Genomic DNA, 23,621 nt, shown 5'->3' on the forward strand with positions numbered 1-23,621 from the left:
GCAAGCGACAACAGGGTAACGGGTTAACCCACCTGAGGCCGCTCCAGGCGCGTTGTACATGCGCCCGGGGCGGCTTTGTTGCATCTCCATCTAACACAAGCAGTTACGCGCGCGTGTCAGCAGGCGCTGTCGAACCCCTACACAGAGACACGGAGGGAACAGAAAGAACAGCCAAAGAAGTAATCTGTGCCCTCGCCTTTGCCTCTGTGTCTCTGTGTGATGCCTACTCGTGTAGTTCTCTCCGCGTCTCTGCGCCTCTGCGTGAGACCAGCCGTTTCTGCATGCACGCAAGCGTTGCACATCTGATACACGGCCCTGCGAAGAGAAGTCGCGCTTGCCCTACCTGACGGCCGCTCCGTTCCTCATTGTTTGCGGCCGAGCCTGATCCATGCCTCGCCGCGCTCGCGAACCGTGCGGGCGGACAGGGTGGTCGGCGGCTCGCCCTCCCCGGTGCGCAGCACGATTGTGCGGACGCTGGGCGGAACGGTAATGCCGTACCTCACCCCGCCGGCACCGGCCGCGCCGATCCTCACCCCATTCGGCATCACGAACACGGCGGGGTGCGCCGAGGCCGCGGCTGCCATCTGGAGGACCGCTTCCTGTCCCTCCGCCACGCGTAGGGTAAGGGAGCTCTCATCCTGCGCGCCGTTGAAGTGCACGATGAACGTCTCGCCCTCGGGAATGAAGCGGTATTCATCGGGAACGGCCACGGGAGCCGGGCGTGATGGGGGCGGGGGCGACCGGGGCACCGAGACCGTGGCCGCCCCGCCTTCCCCGGCAAGCCAGCCGAGCACCCGCGAGCGGAGCGGAGATGCCGCGGCAGCACCTATCGCCGCCAGGGCCAGCACCGCCGCGGCTCGCGGCAGCATTCGGGGCGCGTGCGCGCGCGATCGGGCAGCACTCAGGCGCTGGACCGCCTGGAACGACGAGGGTAGGGATGCCGCTGCCGCCGCATCGTCCAGCTCGGCAAAGCGGAGTTCCAGCTCGCGCGTGGTGCCGCGGAGATCGCGCGTGAGCTGCAGGCAGGGCCGGCAGCGGCGCAGGTGTCGCCGAATACGGGTCCGTTCCTCGGGTAAACCCTCACCGTCCACGAATCGGATCAGCACTTCGGCACTCATGTGTGCCTCCTCTGGCGTTCGCGTCATGGCTCGGGGTGGCCCTTCACACCCAGGGCCGCTGCCAGCTTCTTCATGGCGCGGAGGGTGATGGAGCCCACCGACTGGGTGGAAACACCAATGGTGGCTGCGATCTCCCGGTGTGCGAATCCCTCGGCTCGCATCAGCAGCACGGTGCGGTCACGCGCGCTCAGCGCCGCCAGTGCCGCCTGCACCTCGCGCCGCCGCTCCTCGCGATCCAGAGCCGCTTCGGGGTCGAGGGGCGGGTCCGCCAGGGGCGCGCACTCTGGCGAGCCCGCCAGGATCCGCAGCCTCCGGCGATGTGTGCGGCTGGAGTCGATCACGACATTTGTCCCCACCCGGTACAGCCACGCCCGCACAGCCCCACCCTCGGGAGGACGATTGGCCAGGCGCATAAAGGTTTCCTGCACCGCGTCGGCCGCCAGTTCGGGGTCGCCGCTCAGGCGCTGCAGGTAGCGCAACAACTGCACGGAGTGCTCCCGGTAAAGGCGTTCCAGATCCACGCGTCAGAACACGACTCGCAGACCCACCGTCGGGACTCTCGGAAGCCCCGGCAGGTACAGGTTGTTCTCTGCGTCGAACGACTCGGGCAGGGGGTCCAGGATAGGATCGCCGCAGAGGGCGCCCGATGATGGCGTGCGGCACACCGTGCGGCTGGACTGGTACGCGGCGCGGTTGCGGGCACCGAGCACGTTGTGCAGCTGCGCGAAGGCGCCCACCTGCCACCCGCCCACTGTGCCGTTCCAGTCCAGCAGCAGGTCCGCGCTGCGGTACGCGGGCGCGCGCTCCGCCCCCGGCTCCCGCGCGTAGGTAAGGTAGCGGCAGCTCGCCTGGTCGTCCGGCCTGGCGCACTCCCGCAGGGCGGAGTCGTAGCGTGTGAATGCCGCGCCGCTGGCCATCTTGTACGCGCCGCCCACCCGCAGCGCTCGTGTAACGCGAACCGCGGATGTCAGGTCCAGCGCATGGCGCCGGCTGGTGGGTGCCGGGTACCGGTAGCCGAGTGATTCCATCTCCGCGTCGTTGTACGCGTACGACACTCCACCCGTCCATCTCCCCAGAAGCCGGCGTACTGAAAGGTCCACCCCGCGGGCCTCGCCTTGCGTCGCCACGAAAAGCGGGCGGTCGGTCATCCAGCCGGGGGTCGGATCGGGCGTGGCGACACCGCTCGTGTGGCGGAGGTATGTCGCCGCGGAGAGGAGGGTGGCGCCCCCGATCCATTGCTCGATCCCCAGGCTCGCCACGTCCGCGCGTAAGAGCGGGGAATCTTCGTCCGCGAGTGTCCAGAACAGGTGCGAAGTCGCGACGGGGTGATAGCCGGGGCCCGCCGGCACGACTGCCTGGGCATACTGGAAGCTGCGCGCGACGCCCGCCGACACGCTCGTTCCCGCGCCCGCCCGGTAGCGGAGTGCCAGGTGAGGTGCCAGGCGCACTGGCTGGGCGCCGGCGATCCGTCCCCCAACCTCGGCGCGCACCCCGCTCTCCAGCGCCATTGCCGGCGACGGGTGCCAGGCGCGCTCCCCCCACAACACAAGATAGGCGAGGTCGCGGTCCGCGCGCGTCCCCTCTCGCCCCGTGGATCGGTACGGCCACAGCCCCGTGGTGCCATACCGGGCCTCCTGCCTCACGGCACGGTAGCCCACGGCCCAGCGCACGCTGTCCGACGGGTGCGTGGATTCCCAGGTGCCGCTCGCGAAGGCGTAAGCCACTGCATTGTCGACGGGTTGCCCGCGGAACGGCCCGCGCGTGGGGTAGTAGCTCCCGGGGCAGGAGGGGCAGGTGGAGATCGTGGGGAGTGGCTCCCGCGCGTCCGCGTGCGCCGCGAACCGACTGGACCCCACGGAGTGGCGCAGCGTCCCAGCTCCAAAGGTGTGGTGAAGCGAGAGTTGCCCCGCGTTGCTCCCCCAGCGCGCATCGGTGGCGGTGACGAGCGCACCGATGTCGCCGCTCAACCGGTCCGCCTCGTGGATCCCGCTCGCCTCGATCCGCGTCCCACGACCCAGGTGCGCATCCACGCGTCCGGCCACATCCCGAAAGGAGTACGGGATGCGATCCAGCCCGGCTCCGAGCGCGGTGGAGACGCCCGCGGGGAGGAGGTCCGCGTACGTGCGCCGCCCCGCCACCATCCACCCCACACGCCCGCCCCGTGTGCGCCCGTCGGCCACGATCCTCCCGCTCACCAGCGACAGTTCCGCCGCTGCTCGACGGCCCGGCGCCCCCCCGGCGCGCGAGCGCAACGCCACCACCGCCGCGCCTCCGCTGCGCAGCTCCGTCGGCTGGACTCCGGCGTGGAGGAAGGCTGCCCCGACCGCGTCCGTGTTGACGGCCGAGAACAGCCCCGCACCGTGCAGGGGATTGAAGAGGGGTACTCCGTCGAAGAAGACCGCCGTCTGGTCCCACGACGCGCCGCGGACCCACAGCTCGGCCGTGTAGTCGTCACGGGTTTCCACCCCGGGGAAGCGCTGGAGCGCGCGGAACAGGTCTGCTTCTCCCAGGGTGAGCGCTTCCTGTACGTCGGCACTTGTGATCGCGCGGGTGTCGCTGGTCAGGAAGCGGTCCTGCCGCGCCCGCTCGGCCAGCACGCGCCGGGGGTCTTCGCGGTCTGCGGCCCGGGTGCCGGCGAAGGAGCGGTCCGCGTGGACGGCGGCCGTATGGGCCACCACCGGTTCCAGGCGGATCGGCTGCACCAGCATTCCGACGGAGAGCTGCGATTCGTGCGACTCGCTGATGCGCAGGTCCACGGTCACCGGCCGGTACCCCATGGCTCGCGCGTGGAGGCGGTAGTTCCCCGCCTGGAGGGTGCCCAACCGGTACAGCCCGGCGCTGTCGGTGATGACCACCCGGGCTTCCTTGCCGAAAGGGACCGGGTTGTCCCCCTGCTCGAGGAAGATCCCGGCGGGTGCCGGCTGCAGAATCACCCGCACGGAGGTCAGCGGCTGCATCGTCTCCGAGTCCACCACGATCCCCGAGATGGAACCAGGCACCGCCGGCCGCTGTCCGCGCGCCGCAGGGGCAACCAGCAGGAGCATCGCGACGGCCGCCAGAGCGTGGACGAGCCGAGCTCGTGATCGGTCAGTGTTCATGGACGTTCGTGCCGGGCGGGTGAGCGGAAGAGGAGCAGCCCGCGTCAGAGAAGATGTGCGGGCGGGCTGTTTTATTACAATAGCCGGGCGTGACGACGAAGCTCGATGCATGCACAGCGTGACCGTGTGGTGAGAAAAGCAGAAGGGGTTTCCCGTCGCCTTTCCGTTCCCTCCGTGTCTCTGTGCGATGCTTTTCAGAAGATCCGGGCGGGACCTTCGGTTCGGGCCGGTGCATCGTCACGCGGCGCGCCGCCCACCGCGTACGACGCGAACAGCGACAGCAGCGGCCGTGCGGTGCGCCGGCGGCTCTCCTGCGTAAAGGCTGCGTCTGCGACACGGAACGCGAGGCGGTCGCCGCGCAACGGGTCGTTGAGGCGCAGCGTCACGCGCGCCCGGTCGCCGGCGAGCCGCTGCGTCAGCGCCAGCTCACTGGTGAACGCCGGCAGGATCTCGCCCTGTTCGATGGCCTGTGCGCTCCGGCGGTATGCGTAGAGCTGCACCGTGGTGTTCTCGGCCACCCGCAGGTCGACGGTAAGCCGCGCCGTGGCGTAGACGCCGCTGCTGCTGAACGCGTCGCCCGTCGTCTCCATGCGGGCGACGCTCCCCGCCAGCGTTACGACGGTGCCGTCCGTCGGCCGTGCGCGCACGCTGCCGTCGGCGCCGGTGGCCCGCGCCCGCGTCAGGTTCTCCAGCGTGGTGGTCGAGCCGCCTCTCGCCGTCGCCGCCATGAGCGGGCGGATCGGGTCCCGTGTCCAGCGCAGAAACGGCGTCAGCTGCAGCGTCAGGCGAGGGCGGTGCCGCTCCACGCCGAATTCCACCTGGTCCGTGACGTCCGGCGACAGCGACGGGTTGCCGATGATCTCGTCCATGTCCTCCCCACCCATGGAGAACGGGTTCAGCATCTCCGGTCCCGGCCGGTTGATGCGGCGGCCGTACGCGAGCCGATACACGAGAGCACGACGCGCGTCGGTCCATTCACCCCTGATGCTGGGGAAGAGGCGCACGGCCGTCCGCGCGCTGGCTGTTTCGAGCCGGATGCGGGTCCGGTCCGCCTCCACCCGCAGCCCCGCCTCCGCGCGCACGCCGCCGATGGAGCCGTGCGCGGCGAGGTAGCCGGCATGCACATCCGTCTCGTAGCGGTAGGCCTGCGACACGGTCGCGTCGAGGTGCGTCGCATCGTGCGCGGTGGTGATGGTGCGGAACCGCGATTCCTGCCCCACGTCCAGAGCGATGCCCGGGAAGCGCAGGCCGAGGTCGTTCCGCAGGACGTGCTCACGCTGCCGCGAATCCATGGCGGTGGTCAGGTAGCGGAAGCCCGCACCCACATCATCGTAGACGCCGCGGAAATCCTCACTCACGAAGCTGGCACGCACCTCTGAAGCGAAACGGACGCGCCCTCGGTCGACGCTTGCGACGGCGCTCAGCTCGCCTGACGGGATCGTGTGCTCCAGCAGGCTGCCAGTGGTGCTCGTGCCCGTGTTGCCCGCCGCATTCGTGTACAGGAACGCAGAGCTGCCGCGATTCGCGCCTTCCATCCAGGAATACGCGCCGCGCAGCGCCAGCGACGTGCTTGGCGACGGCGCAACGGCTGCGCCCGCCATGATGGAGTGCAGGCGGTGCTTCTCCCGCGCGCGGCTGTCCTGATCCGTCTGGAGAGGCAGGTCCCCCGGCACGAGGCTCCAGCGCGCCGTCCTGGAGTCCGTACGCGGCCGCATGCCGGAGACGGAGTACATCGCATCCAGGTTCAGAACGTCGCCCACGTTGCCCGTGGCGGCGGCGGAGCCCATGTAGTGATCGTCGGTCGCCATGGAGCCCGCCAGTGATCGCATCCCGGTGCGTCGCGCGGCATCGTCGCGAAAGACGAGGTTCACCACACCGGCGGCGCCGTTCGCGTCCTGCCGCGCGGACGCGGCGGTGCCGGCCTCGATGCGTTCCAGCGCCGTCGCCGGCATCTGGCGCAGAAAGGCGGCGAGCGCCTCCCCGGTCAGCGGGATGCGCCGCCCATTCATCAGCACGAGCACGCCGGTGCTGCCGCGCATGCCGATCCGCCCCTCCGCATCCAGCTCGACGCCGGGCACCGTGCGCAGGAGCTCCGCGATGCTGCCGCCCGCCGCGGCGGACGCGCGCGCGTCCACGACGGTGGCGCCGCTGCGCAGCTGGACCGCGTCGCGCTCCGCCCTCACCGTCAGCGTATCCAGCCCCAGCGGACCGCACCGGACGCGCACGTTGCCCACGCGCACGGGAGCGTTGGCGACGGTCGCCTGCTGGCGGTGCGGCTCCTGCCCCGGGTAGCCGATCTCCAGCGTGTACGTGCCGGCACCGGCGCGGACGGCGAAGCGGCCCGTGGCATCGGCCGCCGACGTCGCCATGAGATGACGGCCGGGGCCGTTGCCGTGGAAGAGCCGTACGACGGCGCCGCCCGACGGCGCGCCATCCGCGCAGGAGGCCCTTCCCGTCAGCACCACCTGCGCGCCGCCTGCCGGAACGCCGTGACCTTCGTGCTGCGCCGCCGCCGGCGTGAGCATGGCGCCCAGGGCAGTGCACCCAGCGGCGATCGCTGCCGCTCGCGCATGCATGCGCAACATGAGCCGCTCAGCGCCCGCGGGCGGCGGGCGTGGGGGCCGGCAGGCGGTCCAGGATGAAGGCCGCCACCGGTCCCGCACCGACCCGCGTCATTCGCAGCTCACGATCGGCCGGTAGGTCTGGTTGTGCAGGCTTCCGAAGCCGCCGCCGACGTTGGTGCCGCCGCCGGTTACCCAGATCAGACCGTCCACGAAAGCCGACCCCACCACCCCGTGAATGGGGATCTCCATGTTGCGAAGGCTCACCCACTGGTTCGTCCGAGGATCGTAGTACTCATGCTGGGGCGACATGCCGCTCGGCGATTCGCCGCCCCAGACGTGGAAGCAGCCCCGGGCCACGACGCCGTTGATCCCGCTGCGGCCGCTGAGCATGGGGGCCGCGGTCGTCCAGCTCCGCGCCTGTGGGTCGAAGACTTCGTGCGCGGTCGACTTGAGGGGCGACAACCCGTTGCCGAGACGCCCGCCGACGATGTGAATGCGGCCGTTGAGCGCGGCACCGGCGATGTGATTGCGCTGTGAGGGCAGATCCGGAAGCACCTCCCACCGGTCGGCCGCCGGGTCGTAGACGGCGAAGTCGTTTCCGCGCGGCACGCGTCCCCCGGCGACGTAGATCTTGCCGGCGTGCGCGACGGCCACCCCTCCGCTGCGCGCGGTGGGCATCGGCGCCTTCGCGACCCATGCACCCGTCGCGGGGTTCAGCTCCCACACCGAGTTGACGGCCGTGGCGCCCTGCTGATCGTCCGTGTACTGGCCGCCGAGCAGGTAGATCTTGCCGTTGACGGAGGCCGCCATCCCGTGGTTGTTGGGCTGTGGGAGCGGCGGTCCGAGCTGCCAGCGGTCGCTCGCGATGTCGTAGACCTGCACCGCGTCGGATGTCCTGTTGGGGCCCTGCATAGGGGGATACCCGCCAAGGACGTAGAGCTTGCCGTTCGCTTCGGCGAGGGCGAACTCGGAGTTGTTTATGAGCAGATTGGCCCGGGTCCCCCACTCGCCGTCGATTGGGACCCGCACGCGAACGAGAACGGAGTCGCGCACGTTCGCATTGTTGGCGAGCGTGGCGACCACGTACGTGGAGCCGACCGCGACGCCGTTGATGGCGCCGTTGCCATTCACGGTAGCCACACCCGGGTCGCGAGAGACGAACTGTGCCGGCTCGCTGGTGTTGAGCACCGTGGCGGCTACCGAGGCGGAAGTGCCTACGTCCACGGTGACGCTGTCCGCGGAAAGCGCGAGCTTCGGATCACCGCCGCCCTGTTCGACCGGGTCTTTGCCGCAGGCCAGGAGGGCGGCCGCCGACACCAATACAGCCGCCCGCGCGATCGCCCGTCTCATACGCACTCTCCAGCGGAAGGATCGATTCGGAAGGTCACGCCATAGGGGATACCACGTCACCGGCACGTTCCTCGTGGTGCGGCTGGCGATTTACGTAAGACGCGCAGACCGGCTGAGTTCTGACAGCGGGTGAGAACGCGCGTGTGTATGCTTCCAATGTATACGTGGCCTTTTTTGGGCGCGCAAGTAGGCTGTTGCGGGTCCCGCGCCGATGCCGGCGCCCGGCGTCCGACAACGGAAAACGGAGAGAACCGTGCCTTCAGTTCTCTCCGTTTCCCTTTGCGGCTCCGCGTGATGCGCCGTCTCTCAGGCCTCCCGCAGCGCCTCCATGGGCTGGATGCGCAGACCGCGCCGCGCCGGCCCCAGCGCCGCCAGCAGCCCCACGGCCAGCATGATGGCGCACACGGCGGCCATCAGCGGCGCGGCTCGCCCGACGCTCGTACCGGCGCCCACGCTGATGGCGCCCGCCAGCACCGACCCGATCGCTACCCCGACCGCCAGCCTGCGCCCCACCGGCGCAAAGATGTTCGCCACGATGCGCCGCGGCTGCGCCCCCAGCGCGGTGCGGATGCCGATCTCGCGCGTGCGCTGGACCACCGTGAACGACATCAGCGCGTAGATTCCCGCCGCGGAAAGGAGGAGCACGCTCCCCGTGACCAGCGCGAGCGCCCAGGCCATGAAGCGCGAGAAGCGGCGGAGCCCATCGTACACCTCCGCCAGCGGCTGCACGCCCAGCTGCAGCTCGGGATCGACCTCCACGCCCAGCTTCTGCACGCGCTTCACGAAACCCGCGGGGACCCCGCCGCGCAGTCGCACGGAGAGGGTAGCGTCCGGGATGTCGCCCGGCAGCGCGGCGTGGTACACGTTGGCCACCCCGTTGGCCGACGTGATCACGAGCGGCACCGCGGGGAAGTCCTCCACCACGCCTACGATCTCGTACCAGCGGCCCGGCCCGTCTGTCTCCGTGTAGCGCAGCCGCTGGCCCACCGCGCCGCGGTTCCCCAGGTGGCGCCGCACGAATGTGCGGTTGACGACCACGGCGCCGGACGCGGCACCCGCGTCGCCCTCCGCCAGCGCACGCCCCTCGGCGATGCGCGCGCCGTACGCGCCGAACAGCTCCGGCGTCGTGCGGATGGCGCTCGCGCTCTCCCGCGGCCCGGCGGCGCCGGCGATCTCCACGCCCTGGGAGGGCTCATCCAGGCCGGGGACAAAGGACGACAGGGCGACGGCGGTGACGCCGGGCTCCGCCGCCAGGCGCGCCACCAGCGCCGTCTGCCGCGAAGCGGCGCGCGCCGCCACCCCGGCCGAATCCAGCCCGGCGGGCGGCTCGCCCAGCTCCACCGGCCCCACCACGAACTCGTCCGGCGCGAACCCGATCTCGGCCGTCTCCATCCGCAGGATCTGCCACACGGCGAAGACGGCGGGGGGCAGCACGGCGATCGCGAACGCCACCTGCGCCACGATCAGTCCGCTCCACACGGGGCCCAAGCGCGGACCGGAGCGCAGCTCACGCAGGCTGGCCTGCATCCCGGCGCCGGTGGCCTTGAGGCCGGGGAGCACGCCCATGATGAATGCGGCCACCACGGCCAGCCCCAGCGCGTACGCCACCGTGGCGGGCGACAGCCGCAGGTGCAGCCAGAACGGAACGCCGTTCGCTCCCGCCTCGGCGACCCACCCTCGCATCATCCCGAGCACCGCGTTCGCCACCACCAGCCCCAGCAGCGCGCCCAGCACCGAATGGGCGAGCGCCTCCATGAAGAGCTGCCCCAGGATGCGCCGCCGGCTGGCGCCCAGCGCGCTGCGCACGGCGATCTCGCCCAGGCGCGACACGGTGCGGGCGTACAGGAGCACGGCCAGGTTCACCGCCACCACCACCAGCAGCCCGCCCACCAGCAGCTGCACCGCGCGCAGCACCAGCCGCAGCGTGGGGCTCTGCAGGTTCAGGTGGTCGTAGGTGTAGGGAACCGCCGAAAGCCGGAGCCGGTCGTACAACTTGGGGTGCGCCGCCGCCGTGCGCCGCCCCACCGTCTCCAGCTCGGCCCGTGCTTCGCCGAGCGACGCGCCGGGCGCCAGCCGCCCGAACACCCACAGCGCGGGCCCCTCCAGCCGCGCGTGCGCCAGCGGGCTCTCGCGCAGCGGCACCCAGTACTGGTGGTTGACGGGGAAGCGGAAGCCCTCCGGCATCACCCCCGCCACCACGTGCAGCGTGGCGCCCAGCCGCACGGTGCGCCCCACGATGCGCGGGTCGGCATCGAAGCGCGTGCGCCACGCCTCGTGGCCGATCACCACAACCGCGGGCGCGCCGGGGCGCTCGTCCTCCGGCACCAGGTAGCGCCCCAGCAGCGGCGGCGTGCGGGCCACGCGGAACCCCGATGCGGTCATCTCCGCCACCGCCACGGGAAGAGGGTCGCCCTCCTCCGACGCCAGGTTGTGCGCCACGGTGCGGAAAGCGGCCAGCTCCCGCACCGTGCGCAGCCGGCCGCGCCACTCCGCGAAGTCGTGCAGCACCTTCCGCTGGAGCTCCCCTGGCTGGTCGGTGGAGAGCTGCACCGAGACCACGCGATGCCCCTCGTCCAGCGGCAGCGTGCCGCGCAGCACCTGCGAAAGGGTCTCGAAGGCCACGGAGCCCACCGCGATCGCCATCGCCATCGCGAAGCCGCCGATGAGGGCCAGCCCCCGGTGCCGCATCAGCAGCCGCAGCCCGAGCCGCGCATCGAGCGACAGGGTGCCCATCCAGGCAAAGGTGCGCCCGTCGCGCATCGCCTCCTTGTGCCCCTCCACCCCGCCGAACGCCACCCGCGCCCTGCGCCGCGCCTCCGCGGGGCTCAGCCCCCCGCGGATGAGCTTCTCCGTTTCCATCTCCAGGTGGAAGCGCATCTCGTCCTCCATGCGCTCCTCGGCCTCGCTGCGGCGGAGCAGGCGCAGCCGGGCGATGATGGATTTCATTGGGTCGGATTGCGAAGGGCGGGGCGGGTGTCCTGTAGCTGTCGATAGGAAGAGTGCGCGTCTCTTCTGTAGTTGTCAATAGGAACGGAAGAAAAGCATCACACAGAGAACACAGAAGGAACGGCAAGGCCACAGAGAAGCCCTTTGCCGTTCTTGCTGTTCCCTCTGTGTCTCTGTGTGAGACTATCTGTTGATCTCGACCCAGCACCGGCTGCGCGCGGACTCCAGCGCGGCGTCGATCACGCGCTGCGCCCGCCAGCCATCCTCGAAGTCGGGCGACACGGCCCGCCCATCGATGATCGCGTCGATCCACGCCCGCGGCCCGGCGCTGCCGCTCGTGAACACCTTCAACGGCTGGTCGAGCGGCGACCCGCCGAAGAGGCGCTCCGGTATCGGCAGCAGCCGCCACCCCTCGTCCGCCGTGATCAGCCGGATCTCGGAGCCTGACCGCGACAGGCGCCCTTCCAGCGTGCCCTCGCTGCCGAAGATCGTGAACTCCTGGCCGGGCATCTCATCGTCCACGTGCGCGATGCTGCTCAGGTGCACCGTGCCGTGCGCGCCCGAGGCGAGCCGCAGCGAGACCGCCGCGGAGTCGTTCGCCACCGCGCGCCCCGCCGAATGAACGGTCCCGAAGCTGTGCAGATCCGCGCTCACCTCGGCGACCGGCCCCAGCCACCAGTGCACCAGGTCGAAGAGGTGCGAGCCCAGGTCCGCGAGCACCCCGTCCGACCGCGCGGGATCCGAGCGCCAGCGCAGGTCCTCCCGCACCCCCAGCCCGTGCACGAAGCGAAAGGTGAAGCCGCGCGGCTCGCCGATGCGCCCGGCGGCCACCAGCTCGCCCAGGAACCGGTGCGCGGGGAGCCAGCGAAAGGTGAACAGCGTCATGTGCACCACGCCGGCATCGCGGGCGCGCGTCCACATCTCGTGCGCGTGCGCTGCGCTGCGGGCCAGCGGCTTCTCGCAGAGCACGTGCAGCCCGGCGTCGATCGCCGCGAGCGCCATCTCGTGGTGCTCGTCGTCCGGCGCCGCGACGATCACCGCGTCGAGCCCTCCATGCGCGATCATCTCGTGGAAATCGGTGTAGCTCCGCGCCACGCCGAAGCGCTCGGCCACCTCCCGCGTCCGCTCCGCCCGCCGGCCGCAGAGGGCGTCCACCCGCGCGCGCGGCTCGCTGGCCAGCGACGACAGGTACATGCGTTCGGACCAGCCGCTGGTCCCGATCAGCCCCACCCGGATCGGCTCCGTCATCCTCTCTCCATGATTCCTCGAGGTGCGCGCTCCACCGCGGCCCCGCGCCGCGCCGCGAGCCCCAGCAGCGCCAGCACGACGACGATGGCGACGAACGCCAGCCATCCATCGGTGAGCTTGCGCGTGCCCCAGAACCACACGTCCGCGCCGGGGGCGGACTTGGTGATCAGGCCGTAGTACTTCAGCCAGAAGATCCACCCCGCGTGGATGCCCATGGAGGCGGAGAGCTCCCCCGTCCACTGGAACGCCAGCCCCAGGATGACCCCCGCGAGCGCCAGGCTCAGAAATCCGGGGACGAGCGTGCGCAGCTCCGTCATCCCCGCCAGCATCGTCGGCAGCACGCGCAGGCCCGAGAGCCAGTCCACCGCGGGCGGGTTCTCGGGCCGGGCCATGAAGTGGACGATGCCGTACAGCACGCTGCTGGCCGCGAGCGCCGGCTTCCACCCCACCGCCCGCTTCAACCCGCCAAAGAACGCGCCGCGAAAGAGCAGCTCCTCGATCACCGCCACCACCAGCGCCGTCGCCAGCGCGCCGAGGAACTGCGCGGCCAGGTCGCCCGGCGTGCGCGCACGCGGCAGCCGCCCGCCCGCCACCAGCGCCACCGCGCAGACGATGGCGAGCGACACGAACCCCAGCCCGAACCCCGCCGCGAACCTCCGCCAGCTCACCAGCCCCGGCGCCACCCCCACGTCCGCCCAGCGCCGTATCCCCGCCGCGCGGACGAAGAACGGCAGCCCGACGAGCGCCGTGATCAGCAGCGCGCGGTTCACGTAGCGGGCGAACGGCATGCGCGCCAGCTTGGCCAGCGTTCCCTGCTCGCCGGCCAGCGCCTGCACCGCGTGGTACAGCCACGGCGCCAGAAGCGCGCCCCCCACGAACACCGCCAGCAGGTACAGGAGCAGGGCGCGCAGGGGACGCCCGCGCTGGGGATCGGCTTGGAGGCGCATGGTGACGGGGTCCGGGCGCTGAGGATGGAGACGCGCAATCTACGGCGCGTCCCCGCTCTCCGGAAACGAGGGTCCCGAAGCGCCGCTCTCCCGGTACCTCGAGGGAGAAGTGCCGGGAGAGGGCCAGGGACGAGCGAGCGCCGGGGCTACCGCGGCGGGTCGTGCCGGCGGATCTCGTACTCGACCACGTAGCTCCCCGTGTCGTCGTCGTTCATGAAGCGCATCTCCCCGCGATGCCGCCGTCCCGCGTTGTTCGTCAACTCCCGCAGCTCGCCGGCGGAAAAGCTGAGCTTCGCCTCGCCCAGGAAGTCCCGCGCGCCGCGCCAGGCGAGCGACCAGTGCAGCGCCTGCGACAGACGCTCCAGGAACTGCTCCACGTCCAGCTCATCCAGCGACGCGCGGCCGACGTCCGCGAAGAACGCCTCCATGGGCGACCCGCCCACCGCGCTCCCCCCGTGGTCCCACTCGTCCATCTGCACCACCAGGAAGAGCCGGTTCGCCACGATTCCAGGCTCCACCTGGCCGCTCCCGCCGCCGGCCATGAACATCCCGCCCTCGTCGCTGGGATGCACCCGGATGTTCGCCACGACGCCGTCGTCGAAGCCCTCGTAGTCCGTCGTCGAGCCGACCATCGCCGGCCCCGCGTCCGCGAACGCCGCCCACCCCAGCACGATCTCGTCGGTCACGTTGGGCCCGGAGAGAAGCGTCTCGGGGTCGGACTCGTCGAGGCAGCGGATGGTGAGGAGCCGAACGCTGTAGGCGGTGGGGGCGAGCTCCAGCCGGCTCCAGTTGCTCCTGGGCTCCGCCGCTCCGGCGCGGGGCACACGCACGGCCACGTCGTACGCGCCGGGTGCGATCGCCACCGGAAGCGTCGCCTCCACGCGGGAACCCCCCTCGCCCACCCGCCCCAGCACCACGATCACCTGCTCGTTGTCCACCGTCTGGAACCCCGTTTCCGCGAGCGACTGCCGCTCGGCCGGGCGCAGGTACACCGGCGCGATCTGCGAGCTTCCCGGGAAGGAGCCCTGGAGCACCACGCGCGTCCCTTCCGGCGTCAGCCGCGCACCCGCCGCGTCGATGCGGGGCGCGCCGGACCGCTGGTCGCGGGCAGTGGAGCCGACGCGCCCCACCCCCAGCCGCCCCGCGGATGTACGTCCGCCCTGGATGATGATCGACGTCTGGCCAGTGGCCGCGGAGAAGCGCCGCGCGTCCGCCAGGGTGACGGGGGTGGAGCGTGCCAGGCGGGCGAGCTCGGCCGGCATGGCGCGGGACCGCACCTCCGCCGGGATGGCGCGGTAGTCCGCCACCATGCGGGCGAGCGAGGCGCGGGAGGCGGGATTTCGCGCCAGCGCCTCCTGCACGGCGCGGTCGAGGTCGGATGCGTTCGGCTCGCCGGCGAGCACCCGGTCGGCGGAGTGCATCACCGACCCGTAGAACCCGCCCGCCCGCCGCGACCGCTCGAAGCTGCGCGTGAGCCGCTGGATGGGGGTCATCGCTTCCCCCTTTCGCGCCGCGGACGCCGGCGCCGCGGCGGGCGCGGGAAGGGGGCGCGCGACGCGGGGACGCGCCGGCACCTGGGCCGCGGACACATGCACGTTCGCGCTCAGCACGACTCCGATCGCGGCGATGCAGAGCGCGCTCTTCCGGTGCAGACTCTTCATGGCGACTCCCGAGGCGCACCGCGCGGGCGGCGCTGGGGTGGAGGCGGGCTCGTGCTCCGCGCCTGGTGCGGAGCAGCCGGTGGCGGCTCGTGAGCGTGGGGTACGCGCACAAGCTTCCCCCGGGCCGCGCTTGCGCACTGTACATCGCCGGCGGGCGACAATCAACAAGAACGTTCGGGCCGGGCGGCGCCCGCTCCCCTCGGCGGATGGACGAACAACGGCGGCAGCGCGCGGTCCGCGCTGCGCTAGGTCGCAAAGAACAGCAAGATCGGTGGAGCGCGGCCCCGGCCCGCCGCCTACATTCGTGCAACACCACAAAGGAACGCGATGACGACAGCGGCGCTGGTAAACTACCGTGCGAGAATGCGGCGGGTGCTGGACCACATCGACCAGAACCTCGACGGCGACCTGGGGCTGGCGGCACTCGCGCGCGTCGCGGCGTTCTCGAAGTACCACTTCCACCGGCAGTTCGCCGCGACCTTCGGCATCACCGTGCACCGCTACGTCCAGCTCGCGCGGATGAAGCGGGCATCGTACTGGCTGGCGTTCAGGGACGACGCGAACATCACCGCGGTCGCGCTGGACGCCGGCTACGAGGCGTCGGACGCGTTCACCCGGGCCTTTCGCGACCGGATCGGCCAAACCCCCTCCGCCTTCCGCAACTCTCCCGACTGGGAGCGCTGGCGCGAGGCCTTTGCACCCCTCTCGCAAGCAAGGAGCAAGCTGATGGCGAACTATTCCGCCGCCGACGTGAACATCCGCGAGGTCCCTGAGACTCCCGTGGCGGTGATGCAGCACCGTGGCGACCCCGCCCGAATCGGCGAGACGATTCAGCGGTTCATCGCGTGGCGCAGGGCGGCCGCACTGCCGCCGAAAGTGAGCGCGACTTTCAACGTCTTCCACGACGATCCCCGCACCACGGCCCCCGCGAAGTACCGCCTGGACCTCTGCGCGGCGACCGGCAGCCCGATCGCGGCGAACGACCACGGCGTCGAGGCGGGCTCGATCCCCGGCGGGCGCTGCGCGGTTCTTTGCGTCGTGGGCTCGGCCGACGACCTGGAGCCGGCCGCGCTCTTTCTCTATCGCGACTGGCTCCCCGCCAGCGGCGAGGAGCCTCGCGACTTCCCTCTCTTCTGCCAGCGGGTGACGTTCTTCCCCGACGTCCCAGAGCACGCCGCCATCACCGACCTGTACCTGCCGCTGAAGTGATCCGGGCAGGCGCGCTGAACCGCACTCTGGCATCACCGAAAAAGAACTGCCCCCACCCCGGTTTGAGCCGGCGTGGGTCCTCTGTTTCACACCGATGTCCAGCTTTTCAGGAGAGCAGCCCCCGCGGGGGTGGCGTACCGTTTGTCAGTGCCGACGTCGCCTGCAGCATCCGATGCCGTTACAATCAGCCGTTCGGCAGAAGCCGGGCACCTATCTGACCACGGGTGTTTTGCAATCCGATGAAGGAAGAACTATCTCTCCCTGCGGCTATTCTATTGCGTCCAGGACGGCCTGGGCATTCGTTGTGGCGGGTACTCCGGTTCAGACACGCCCCTGGCACGCCATGGAGATTCGCATTGAGAGCTTCGGCGACAGCAGCGCGCCCGAACGAGAACGGAATGTACGAGTCTCGGAGCGAGTGATGGCGGACGAGATCCGCGAGAGCGACCGTGAGCGGTACACGCGGGCGCTGACGCGGCGAACCACGCTGGAGGAAGTGGAGGCCCGGCTGCCGGAGTGGGCCGAAGGCTTCATGGACCCAGAGTGGTTCTGGCCGCCGGGTGGTGCGCGGTGGGAGGAGTTCCTCACCGGCCTTCACGGAGAGGCCGAGCTGTGGGAGTACTGCATCCCCTTCGCGGGCGAAACGGGAGAAGGCGGATACGCGATCGTGCGCGATGGAGAGGTAGTGGAGGTTTACATGCTGGTGATGTCGTAGAGGGCGAGACCCCCGACGTCCAGTGCTGAACCTGGAAAGTCCCCCACTTGGCCGCTTTCCGACCGTGGCCGCCCAGCCCCTCCGCGAGGGGAGGATCTCGACGGGTTGCGGCAGCAGATCCGCTGGCGGATGCTGCGCGAGTTTGTCGGCAACGAGGATCTGGAGGTCCGCCGCCGCATCATCCCGCAGCTGCGGCTGGAGCCGGAGCGCTACCCCCTGGAGCTGCGCCCGATGGTGGGCCGGGCCGTGGAGATCGCGCGGGCCCACCCGGACCCCGTACATCCGGCACCGGATCGAGGTGCAGCCAGGAGCCGATGTGCCGCTCATGCCCATTCCGGACACCAGAGCGAAGTGGCGGTGAGGCATCTGCTGCAACTGGTCCGGCCCCAGCGTGCCGCGGTGGGCGATGGGCTCGTGGCGTTGCGGCTCTGGAGCGCATAGCCGATTTCTTCCCCCCTCCGTTCGAGTGAGCACATGACACTGCAGCTCCTGGAAGGCGAGCGCGACTGGCTCGTGGCGGTCGTAAGAGACCTCCCGAACGATGCTCCCAGACTTGCCTACGCGAACTGGCTGGAGAGCCGCGCTCCGGACCGGGCCCGCTTCCTCCGCGAGTTCGTCCGGGCTTCCGCCTCGATGGAGCCGGACGACTTCCCCCGGGCGGACGGACTGCCCGAGGAGTGGCTGGAGCTCGTCGGATTTCGGCTCCTCGAGCGGCTCTCGGACTCCAACGTACCCGACCTGAAGGACAGCGTCCTTCGCCTGGCGCGGCCGGCGTTGCGCATGAAGCTGGGTGACGCGGCGGGCGCGCGGACCGCCGAGGAAGCCGAGCGCCGCGCCGAAGTCGGCGGGACCGGCATCATCAGCCGTCTCCTTCGCCTGGTGCGGCCCGCGCCAGAGGTAGTGGAGACGACCGGCGGTGTTCCCGCCGCGATCCCGGTTGGGGCCAGCAGAATCGGGGGGCATCCCGACCTGCCGCCCAACTACCCCTGGCCACGTGGCCGCGATTGCAGCGGCATGGATGCGGAAGAGACAGCCGGCTACGACGCGCTGGCCGGCTTTCTTGCGCAGGTCAACCTCGCGGAGATCGCGCACACGCAGGCGGCCCGAGATCTCCCCTCCGCGGGAGTGCTCTCGTTCTTCGCTTTCCAGGACGACGATGAGAACAACCCCGACACGGTCGGTGCCAAGGTGGTCTACTTTCCCGACCCCGCGGTGCTGGTGCCGACCGAGCCGCCGGAGGAGCTGGCCGCCACGAACGGCTTCATCCCGCCGCAGCGCCTGACATTTGAGGAAACGCTCGATCTTCCGGAGTACAGGAGCGGACCCTGGAGCGGGGAAATCACGCCTGATCCAAAGGTCCGCTACGACGCGCTGGAGTACTTCAACGAGCTGAACTTCGAGAACATGCTCGGCTACGGGCGCGCCACGTCGGGCGACGATCCGACGCCTTCAAAGGAGTCGCGGCACCTGATCCTGCTTCGTACCGTATACGGGGTCGCGCTGCACATCCAGATCGATCGTGACGCTCTCGCCGCCCGCAGATTCGACAGGTTCACCCTTGCATGGGTGGATGTCGATCCCGGTTGGTGAAGGCGGCGAGGCGCGGCGTAGGATCCGCGGAGTTCGCAGAATACCCAAACACTCGCCGACACCCTGATCCGATGAAGGAGAAACTGCTTACCGTCGAGGAAAGCTTCGAGGTCGCGGGAAGGGGGCTGATCGTCATCCCGGTTCCCATAGTCGCCGCGGTTCCCGGGCCCGCCGACCTAGACGTCGAGCTCCGGCGGCCAGATGGCTCGCGACGGGACGCGGTACTCTCGATACTCCATGCGTTCGGACAACCGCCTACGCCGGAGCCGCGCCGGGTGTGCCTGTTCAGGGGCCTGCGCAAAGAGGACGTCCCGCCAGGTACCGAGATATGGCGCGAGGCTGACAACATCGGGCGCCCGCCGGCGGCGGTTCGTCACACGGAAACGCGCGAGACGTGAATGCGAGTGAGCACATGACCTTGCAGCTCCTGGAAGGCGAGCGCGACCGGCTCGCCGCGGTCGTCGAGGACCTCCCGAACGATGCTCCCAGGCTCGCCTACGCGGACTGGCTGGAGAGCCGCGCTCCGGACCGCGCCCGCTTCCTCCGCGAGTTCGTCCGGGCTTCCGCCTCGATGGAGCCGGACGACTTCCCCCGGGCGGACGGACTGCCCGAGGAGTGGCTGGAGCTCACCGGATTTCGGCTACTTGAGAGGCTGGCAGGCTCGAACGTCTCCGACCTGAAGGACAGCGTCCTTCGCCTGGCGCGTCCGGCGTTGCGCATGAAGAAGGGCGAAGCGGCGGGCGTGCGAACCGCCGAGGAAGCCGAGGGCCGCGCCGAAGCCCGCGGGATCGGCGGCATCAGCCGTCTTCTGCGCCTGGTGCGGCCCGCGCCAGAGGTAGTGGAGACGAGCAGCGGCGGTGCCCCCGCGATCCCAGCCGGTGCCAGCAGGGTCGGGGGGCGTCCCGACCTGCCGCCTCGTTTTCCCTGGCCTCGCGGCGGCGATTGCCGAGCCATCTACAACGACGACACCACGGGCATCGAACGGCTCGCCGGGTTCCTTGCGCAGGTCAACCTCGCCGAGATCGCGCACACGCAGGCTGCCCGAGACCTTCCGGCGGCGGGGATGCTGTCGTTCTTCTCCTTCCAGGACGATGACAACCCCGACACGATCGGCGCGAAGGCGATCTACTTTCCTGACGTCTCGGTGCTGGCGCCAACCACTCCGCCGGAGGAGCTGACCGCCGGCAATGGCATCATCCCGCCGCGCCACCTGACGTTCGAGGAGACGCTCGACCTGCCGGAATACCACAGCGGCCCGTGGAGCGGGGAGATCACCCCCGATCCAGGGGCCGAATACGACGCGCTCGATCACTTCTCACGGTTGAACTTCGACAACTTGCTCGGCTACGGGCGCGCCACGTCGGGCGACGATCCTACGCCATCGAAGGAGTCACGGCACCTGATTCTGCTGCGGAATTCCTTCGAGGTCACGCTGCACATCCAGATCGGTCGTGACGCCCTCGCCGCCCGCGACTTCGATGCGATCACCCTTGCATGGGTGGACTTCGATCCCGGGTGGTGAAGCGGCAAAGCGCGCGATGGCCGCAGGGTTACGGAACCAGGAGCGTCTTGGTGGCTCGGCGCTGGTCGGGAGCGGAGAGAACGGCTGGAGAACGCCGTTAGCGCGTTCAGCGGCGCGGGGTGCCAACCAGGTACGTGACGGGAATGGGGGCGTGGCCGGTGAGCTGGCCGGCTTCCCAGTCGTAGTCGCCCAGCCCGTCCGCGAGGGCGCGCAACTCGTCAGGGGTGTAGCTGCGCAGGCAGGAGACGATGCCGTCCCACAGCACCAGCGCCGGCACCAGAGGGACCAGGTATGTCCAGAGGAAACGGCTCCACCGGAAGGGGCGGATGAAGGGGGTGGCGGCGAGGACGAGGAGCGGCGAGAAGAGCATGGCGGCGATGCAGCGCGCGCTCCGCTCGGTCACTTCGAAGATGCCGATTCCCTGGCCGTTTCGCACCGCGTCGGCCAGGATGGCGCGGGCGGCCGCGGGAGTGGAATGGTGAAAGGCGGTGAACATGGTGCGGAAGCCCCGCAGCTCCGCCGGCATCACCGCCGCGTCCACCGGCTCCGGGTGGAAGCCCAGCCGCCCGCCCGACTGCGATCGGGCGCGGCGGAACGCTTCCAGATTGGGGTAGCAGTCCGTGAACGTCACCTCCGCGTCCACCTCGCCGACCAGCCCCAGCCAGGGCCCGCCACCGCCCGAGCCCATGTCGACTACCCGCCGCTCGCCCAGCCGCGCCAGCACGCCGGTCAGCAAGGTTGCGACGGGGGCGTAGTTCTTTCCCGTCTTCAGCGCAAACTGCAGGAAGTCCGTCCCCGCGTCGCGGATGGGGGCGGGGCACCACGACTGGTCCTCGATCTCGAAAAAGTGGATGCGGCGCATCGCGGCTCCGGGGTGGAGGACGAACGGCCATCTCCCGGTATGATGCGCCGCGGAACTCCCCACAGTTAGAGGAGATCGCCCCATCCGCCGTGGGGTGATCTCCCGTGTCCGGCCGAGGGCGTCACCCCGCCATCATCCGTACGGCGGGACCGTGCACCCGCGCGGCCTCACCTTCTGCCAGGCTCGTGGATTCTTCAATCAACGCGGAACGCCCGGCGGTACCCTCACGGCCCTCCACGCTCCCCCGCCTGCGCCCCTCCCGCTCATCCCGCCGCCGGTGACACGGCCGGAGAAGCGGCGGGTCACCGGCCTCCCGTTCACCCGTTCCGTCAGGGTGAAGTCGATCCGCTCCCCCGCCAGCCGGCCGCTCACCCCCGGCCCGGTGAAGCGTTGGAAGCGCTGCCGGAGCTGCAGCGGAACCCGGCGTCCCTCCGGAGTGGTGAGCGCCCACCTCCCCGCCACCTTCGCCGGGATGGTCCAGGCGTACACCATCGCCCGGCCGATGCCCTGGTTCACCTTCACCTCTGCCACGCTGTCCGGCCGCCAGTCGCCCATGCCGAAGGCGTGCGACACCACCCGGGTGCCGGGGCGCAGCTGCTCGAACAGCTTCGGCCGGAGCTCCAGGTTGACGCGCGGGAGGAGGTACAGAGTGACGATGCTCGCCGAGCGAAGGTCGGTCTCGAACAGGTCCTGCTGGCGAAAGCGCACCCGGTTCTGCACCCCGCCACGACGGGCATTTGCGGTGGCCTCCTCCACCCGCACCGGGTTCAGGTCCACCCCCACCCCCCGAGTGCCGAAGCGCCGCGCCGCCTCTATCACGATGCGCCCGTCCCCGGAGCCCAGGTCGTACAGCACGTCGTTGCGCGTCGGCCTGGCGAGCGCGAGCATCCGCGCGACTACCTCGGAAGGCGTCGCGACGTAGGGTACGTCCAGCCCCGGCGGCTGCTGCGCCGCCAGGGGGAGTGCAAAGAGCGCCGCGAGGGCGCCCCAGCAAAGTCGAGCGGCGGTGTGCACCGGTGTTCCTCCTAGCGAAAGTGGTGAAGCCGGAAGATAGGCCACCGGGCGCGGCCGCGGCTACAGGCGATCGCGTGGGTAGACAATGGGCGCGCTATACACGGGGCCCCCCCGGCCTTTCAACCGTGGGCGGGCTCACACGAAAGAGGTAGAGCGGAGAGCTAGCGTATGGTCAGGGACCAGCAAGCCTCGGAATCGCACACCTGGTCTATCGTCCACCCCTGCTCAGATTGGACCACGCGGAAGTGATCGGGCCTGTAGTCCGGCCGCGGCTGATCTGTCGAAGGGTCGCGCGGATTCACTCCCTGGTAGAACACCATCCCCACGTCGTCCTGCTGCAGAACGAGGTCCTGGATGACCTCTTCGTTGACGCCAGAGTTTGGATCGACCCACCCGACCCGAATCGTCCCGCTCATGCCGGCGAAGCGCGCAAAGGCGTAGTGGTCCGTGCCCTCTACCTGCCAGCCGAGGTTCGTATCTCCCGTGAACCCGGTGAATGCCGGTTCGGGCTGGGTTTCCGCGGCGTCAGGCGCCTGAGGTGCCGCTTCTTCCAGCGCCTCCGGAGTGGCCTGCGTGGCGGGCTCCGCTGCATTCGTCGCCGGCTGCACGGCGGTGAATGCATTTCCCATAGTGGGCTGCACCAGCAGGTGGGGATTGTTCGCACCCCAGATTCCCATTGCCAGCAGCACAAAACCGCTGCCGGCGACGAGCGATACGATCCGCACGCCCGCGCCTACGCGCGGCATCTTGATCTCCTTGATCTCGAAGCCACCGCCCACGATTGCGGTGCCGATCAGGATTCCACCGATGATGAACGAAATGACTTCGATTGTCACTGGATTACCGCGGGAGGGGGGAAAGTGCCCAGAAAGGCCCCCGCACAACGCAAAAGCCGTGCACATTTGTTTCCGCTGCTGGCGGATGAAAAATCCCGCATAGATGCTTGCGTTCTCAGATCGGCGTGTGAACTGCGTAGCGGACAGAGCGCCCCAGATGCGACATTTGTGCGACATAGGAGGCGCGCAGGAGGTGGCCCGTTCCCGACCTCCTGATGGGGCATCCTGTGCTGCTGCGCTTGGGAGCGGAGGTCGCCGGGTTGCACAACCAACTTTGTTGGGCGACATCGATTCTGTCTCGATTGGCAATTGGCAATTCTGTCCGACTAATGGCAAAGTTGCCAATCCAATTGCCAATCTATGCGAGAGGGCTCAGAACCTCGGACGACACCGAACAGTTGCGTGGTTACCTACGCGCAGACGGTCTCGTTAGAGCCTGTTCTGAATCTCATCGGAGCTTGGGGTAGTTGCTGAGCATCAGCATGGCGAAGGCGAGGTAATGAAGGCTGGCGAAGGTCCCCGGCAGCCGCTCGTAGTTCTTCGCGAGCTGCCGGAAGCGGCTCATCCAGCCAAAGCTGCGTTCAACCCCCCAGCGTCTGGGCAGGAGAACGACGCCCTTCTTCGCCTTGGTGTGCTTGACCACCTGGAGCTGGATGCCGTGCTTGGCCGCCGAAGCCTCGGCCAACTCGCCCGTGTAGCCCTAATCCACGTAGGCCAACTCCACGGACTCGCCGGTCGCCTCCTTCACCGCGGCCGCGAGTTGCTCGACCTGCGCCCGGTCCTGTTCGTTGGCCGGCGTGACGTGGAGCGCCAGCAGGTGACCCACGTGTCGACGACCAGATGCACCTTGGTGCCTTTCTTCCGCTTGTGCCCGTCCTAGACTATGCCTTACCAGGGAGCGGACAACTATCGTCCAGCGAGGTGAGAGGCTTGCCTGGTAC

The 23,621-nt window shown here is 69.9% G+C and carries 18 protein-coding genes and 1 pseudogene; 6 read left to right on the forward strand and 13 right to left on the reverse strand.

The window, feature by feature from the left end; genetic code table 11:
• Nucleotides 1-362: 362 nt before the first annotated feature.
• The 9 genes from VF584_08080 to VF584_08120 form a co-directional block, all read right to left on the reverse strand.
• Entirely contained in the window at nucleotides 363-1,118 is a 756-nt protein-coding gene (locus VF584_08080; GenBank protein HEX8210131.1) for a zf-HC2 domain-containing protein, read from the reverse strand.
• 23 nt (nucleotides 1,119-1,141) lie between these two features.
• The gene (locus VF584_08085; protein ID HEX8210132.1) at nucleotides 1,142-1,639 is read right to left on the reverse strand and encodes a sigma-70 family RNA polymerase sigma factor; all 498 of its coding nucleotides are present in this window, start codon (nucleotides 1,637-1,639) and stop codon (nucleotides 1,142-1,144) included.
• Between the two features lie 3 nt (nucleotides 1,640-1,642).
• Complete coding sequence (locus tag VF584_08090; protein HEX8210133.1) at nucleotides 1,643-4,216, reverse strand: TonB-dependent receptor; 2,574 nt, start codon at nucleotides 4,214-4,216, stop codon at nucleotides 1,643-1,645.
• A gap of 194 nt (nucleotides 4,217-4,410) precedes the next feature.
• Entirely contained in the window at nucleotides 4,411-6,741 is a 2,331-nt protein-coding gene (locus tag VF584_08095) for a TonB-dependent receptor (protein HEX8210134.1), read from the reverse strand.
• Between the two features lie 147 nt (nucleotides 6,742-6,888).
• The gene (locus VF584_08100; protein ID HEX8210135.1) at nucleotides 6,889-8,130 is read right to left on the reverse strand and encodes a kelch repeat-containing protein; all 1,242 of its coding nucleotides are present in this window, start codon (nucleotides 8,128-8,130) and stop codon (nucleotides 6,889-6,891) included.
• Nucleotides 8,131-8,436: 306 nt separating this feature from the next.
• Entirely contained in the window at nucleotides 8,437-11,076 is a 2,640-nt protein-coding gene (locus VF584_08105) for an ABC transporter permease (GenBank protein ID HEX8210136.1), read from the reverse strand.
• 183 nt (nucleotides 11,077-11,259) lie between these two features.
• Entirely contained in the window at nucleotides 11,260-12,324 is a 1,065-nt protein-coding gene (locus VF584_08110) for a Gfo/Idh/MocA family oxidoreductase (protein HEX8210137.1), read from the reverse strand.
• Nucleotides 12,321-13,271: a CPBP family intramembrane glutamic endopeptidase gene (locus tag VF584_08115; GenBank protein HEX8210138.1), complete on the reverse strand. Its 951-nt coding sequence runs from the start codon at nucleotides 13,269-13,271 to the stop codon at nucleotides 12,321-12,323. Before VF584_08115 ends, VF584_08110 begins: the two co-directional genes overlap by 4 nt.
• A gap of 146 nt (nucleotides 13,272-13,417) precedes the next feature.
• Complete coding sequence (locus VF584_08120; protein ID HEX8210139.1) at nucleotides 13,418-14,932, reverse strand: hypothetical protein; 1,515 nt, start codon at nucleotides 14,930-14,932, stop codon at nucleotides 13,418-13,420.
• Nucleotides 14,933-15,259: 327 nt separating this feature from the next.
• On the opposite strand from VF584_08120, the gene VF584_08125 reads away from it, so the two are divergent.
• The 6 genes from VF584_08125 (at nucleotide 15,260) to VF584_08150 (ending at nucleotide 19,968) form a co-directional block, all read left to right on the forward strand.
• A complete protein-coding gene (locus VF584_08125; protein HEX8210140.1) occupies nucleotides 15,260-16,141 on the forward strand; it encodes an AraC family transcriptional regulator in 882 nt (293 codons plus the stop codon).
• A 421-nt stretch (nucleotides 16,142-16,562) separates the two neighbouring features.
• Nucleotides 16,563-16,856, forward strand: a complete 294-nt coding sequence (locus VF584_08130) for a hypothetical protein (protein HEX8210141.1) — start codon at nucleotides 16,563-16,565, stop codon at nucleotides 16,854-16,856.
• Nucleotides 16,857-16,961: 105 nt separating this feature from the next.
• Nucleotides 16,962-17,297: a hypothetical protein gene (locus VF584_08135; protein ID HEX8210142.1), complete on the forward strand. Its 336-nt coding sequence runs from the start codon at nucleotides 16,962-16,964 to the stop codon at nucleotides 17,295-17,297.
• Between the two features lie 33 nt (nucleotides 17,298-17,330).
• Nucleotides 17,331-18,446: a DUF1963 domain-containing protein gene (locus VF584_08140; GenBank protein ID HEX8210143.1), complete on the forward strand. Its 1,116-nt coding sequence runs from the start codon at nucleotides 17,331-17,333 to the stop codon at nucleotides 18,444-18,446.
• 71 nt (nucleotides 18,447-18,517) lie between these two features.
• Nucleotides 18,518-18,844 (forward strand): hypothetical protein, encoded by a 327-nt coding sequence (locus VF584_08145; GenBank protein HEX8210144.1) that lies wholly within the window; start codon nucleotides 18,518-18,520, stop codon nucleotides 18,842-18,844.
• Between the two features lie 14 nt (nucleotides 18,845-18,858).
• A complete protein-coding gene (locus VF584_08150) occupies nucleotides 18,859-19,968 on the forward strand; it encodes a DUF1963 domain-containing protein (GenBank protein HEX8210145.1) in 1,110 nt (369 codons plus the stop codon).
• Between the two features lie 106 nt (nucleotides 19,969-20,074).
• On the opposite strand, the gene VF584_08155 is transcribed toward VF584_08150, so the two are convergent.
• The 4 genes and pseudogenes from VF584_08155 to VF584_08170 all read right to left on the reverse strand — a co-directional run bounded on the left by VF584_08155 (nucleotide 20,075) and on the right by VF584_08170 (nucleotide 23,556).
• Nucleotides 20,075-20,830 carry a hypothetical protein gene (locus tag VF584_08155; GenBank protein HEX8210146.1) on the reverse strand — a complete coding sequence of 252 codons (756 nt, stop codon included), beginning with the start codon at nucleotides 20,828-20,830 and terminating at the stop codon, nucleotides 20,075-20,077.
• 198 nt (nucleotides 20,831-21,028) lie between these two features.
• Nucleotides 21,029-21,844 carry a class I SAM-dependent methyltransferase gene (locus VF584_08160; protein HEX8210147.1) on the reverse strand — a complete coding sequence of 272 codons (816 nt, stop codon included), beginning with the start codon at nucleotides 21,842-21,844 and terminating at the stop codon, nucleotides 21,029-21,031.
• Between the two features lie 161 nt (nucleotides 21,845-22,005).
• Nucleotides 22,006-22,680, reverse strand: a complete 675-nt coding sequence (locus VF584_08165; protein ID HEX8210148.1) for a hypothetical protein — start codon at nucleotides 22,678-22,680, stop codon at nucleotides 22,006-22,008.
• Nucleotides 22,681-23,128: 448 nt separating this feature from the next.
• A pseudogene (locus VF584_08170) lies at nucleotides 23,129-23,556 on the reverse strand (transposase).
• Between the last annotated feature and the right edge of the window lie 65 nt (nucleotides 23,557-23,621).

The sequence above is a fragment of the Longimicrobium sp. genome (assembly GCA_036389135.1).
Taxonomy (GTDB): Bacteria; Gemmatimonadota; Gemmatimonadetes; order Longimicrobiales; family Longimicrobiaceae; genus Longimicrobium.

Excerpts from the sequence above, each read along its gene's own strand:
- VF584_08080 (HEX8210131.1), bottom strand. The coding sequence starts at position 1,118 with ATGAGTGCCGAAGTGCTGATCCGATTCGTGGACGGTGAGGGTTTACCC.
- VF584_08090 (HEX8210133.1), bottom strand. The coding sequence starts at position 4,216 with ATGAACACTGACCGATCACGAGCTCGGCTCGTCCACGCTCTGGCGGCC.
- VF584_08095 (HEX8210134.1), bottom strand. The coding sequence starts at position 6,741 with ATGCTCACGCCGGCGGCGGCGCAGCACGAAGGTCACGGCGTTCCGGCA.
- VF584_08100 (HEX8210135.1), bottom strand. The coding sequence starts at position 8,130 with ATGAGACGGGCGATCGCGCGGGCGGCTGTATTGGTGTCGGCGGCCGCC.
- VF584_08105 (HEX8210136.1), bottom strand. The coding sequence starts at position 11,076 with ATGAAATCCATCATCGCCCGGCTGCGCCTGCTCCGCCGCAGCGAGGCC.
- VF584_08110 (HEX8210137.1), bottom strand. The coding sequence starts at position 12,324 with ATGACGGAGCCGATCCGGGTGGGGCTGATCGGGACCAGCGGCTGGTCC.
- VF584_08115 (HEX8210138.1), bottom strand. The coding sequence starts at position 13,271 with ATGCGCCTCCAAGCCGATCCCCAGCGCGGGCGTCCCCTGCGCGCCCTG.
- VF584_08120 (HEX8210139.1), bottom strand. The coding sequence starts at position 14,932 with ATGAAGAGTCTGCACCGGAAGAGCGCGCTCTGCATCGCCGCGATCGGA.
- VF584_08125 (HEX8210140.1), top strand. The coding sequence starts at position 15,260 with ATGACGACAGCGGCGCTGGTAAACTACCGTGCGAGAATGCGGCGGGTG.
- VF584_08130 (HEX8210141.1), top strand. The coding sequence starts at position 16,563 with ATGGCGGACGAGATCCGCGAGAGCGACCGTGAGCGGTACACGCGGGCG.
- VF584_08140 (HEX8210143.1), top strand. The coding sequence starts at position 17,331 with ATGACACTGCAGCTCCTGGAAGGCGAGCGCGACTGGCTCGTGGCGGTC.
- VF584_08145 (HEX8210144.1), top strand. The coding sequence starts at position 18,518 with ATGAAGGAGAAACTGCTTACCGTCGAGGAAAGCTTCGAGGTCGCGGGA.
- VF584_08150 (HEX8210145.1), top strand. The coding sequence starts at position 18,859 with ATGACCTTGCAGCTCCTGGAAGGCGAGCGCGACCGGCTCGCCGCGGTC.
- VF584_08155 (HEX8210146.1), bottom strand. The coding sequence starts at position 20,830 with ATGCGCCGCATCCACTTTTTCGAGATCGAGGACCAGTCGTGGTGCCCC.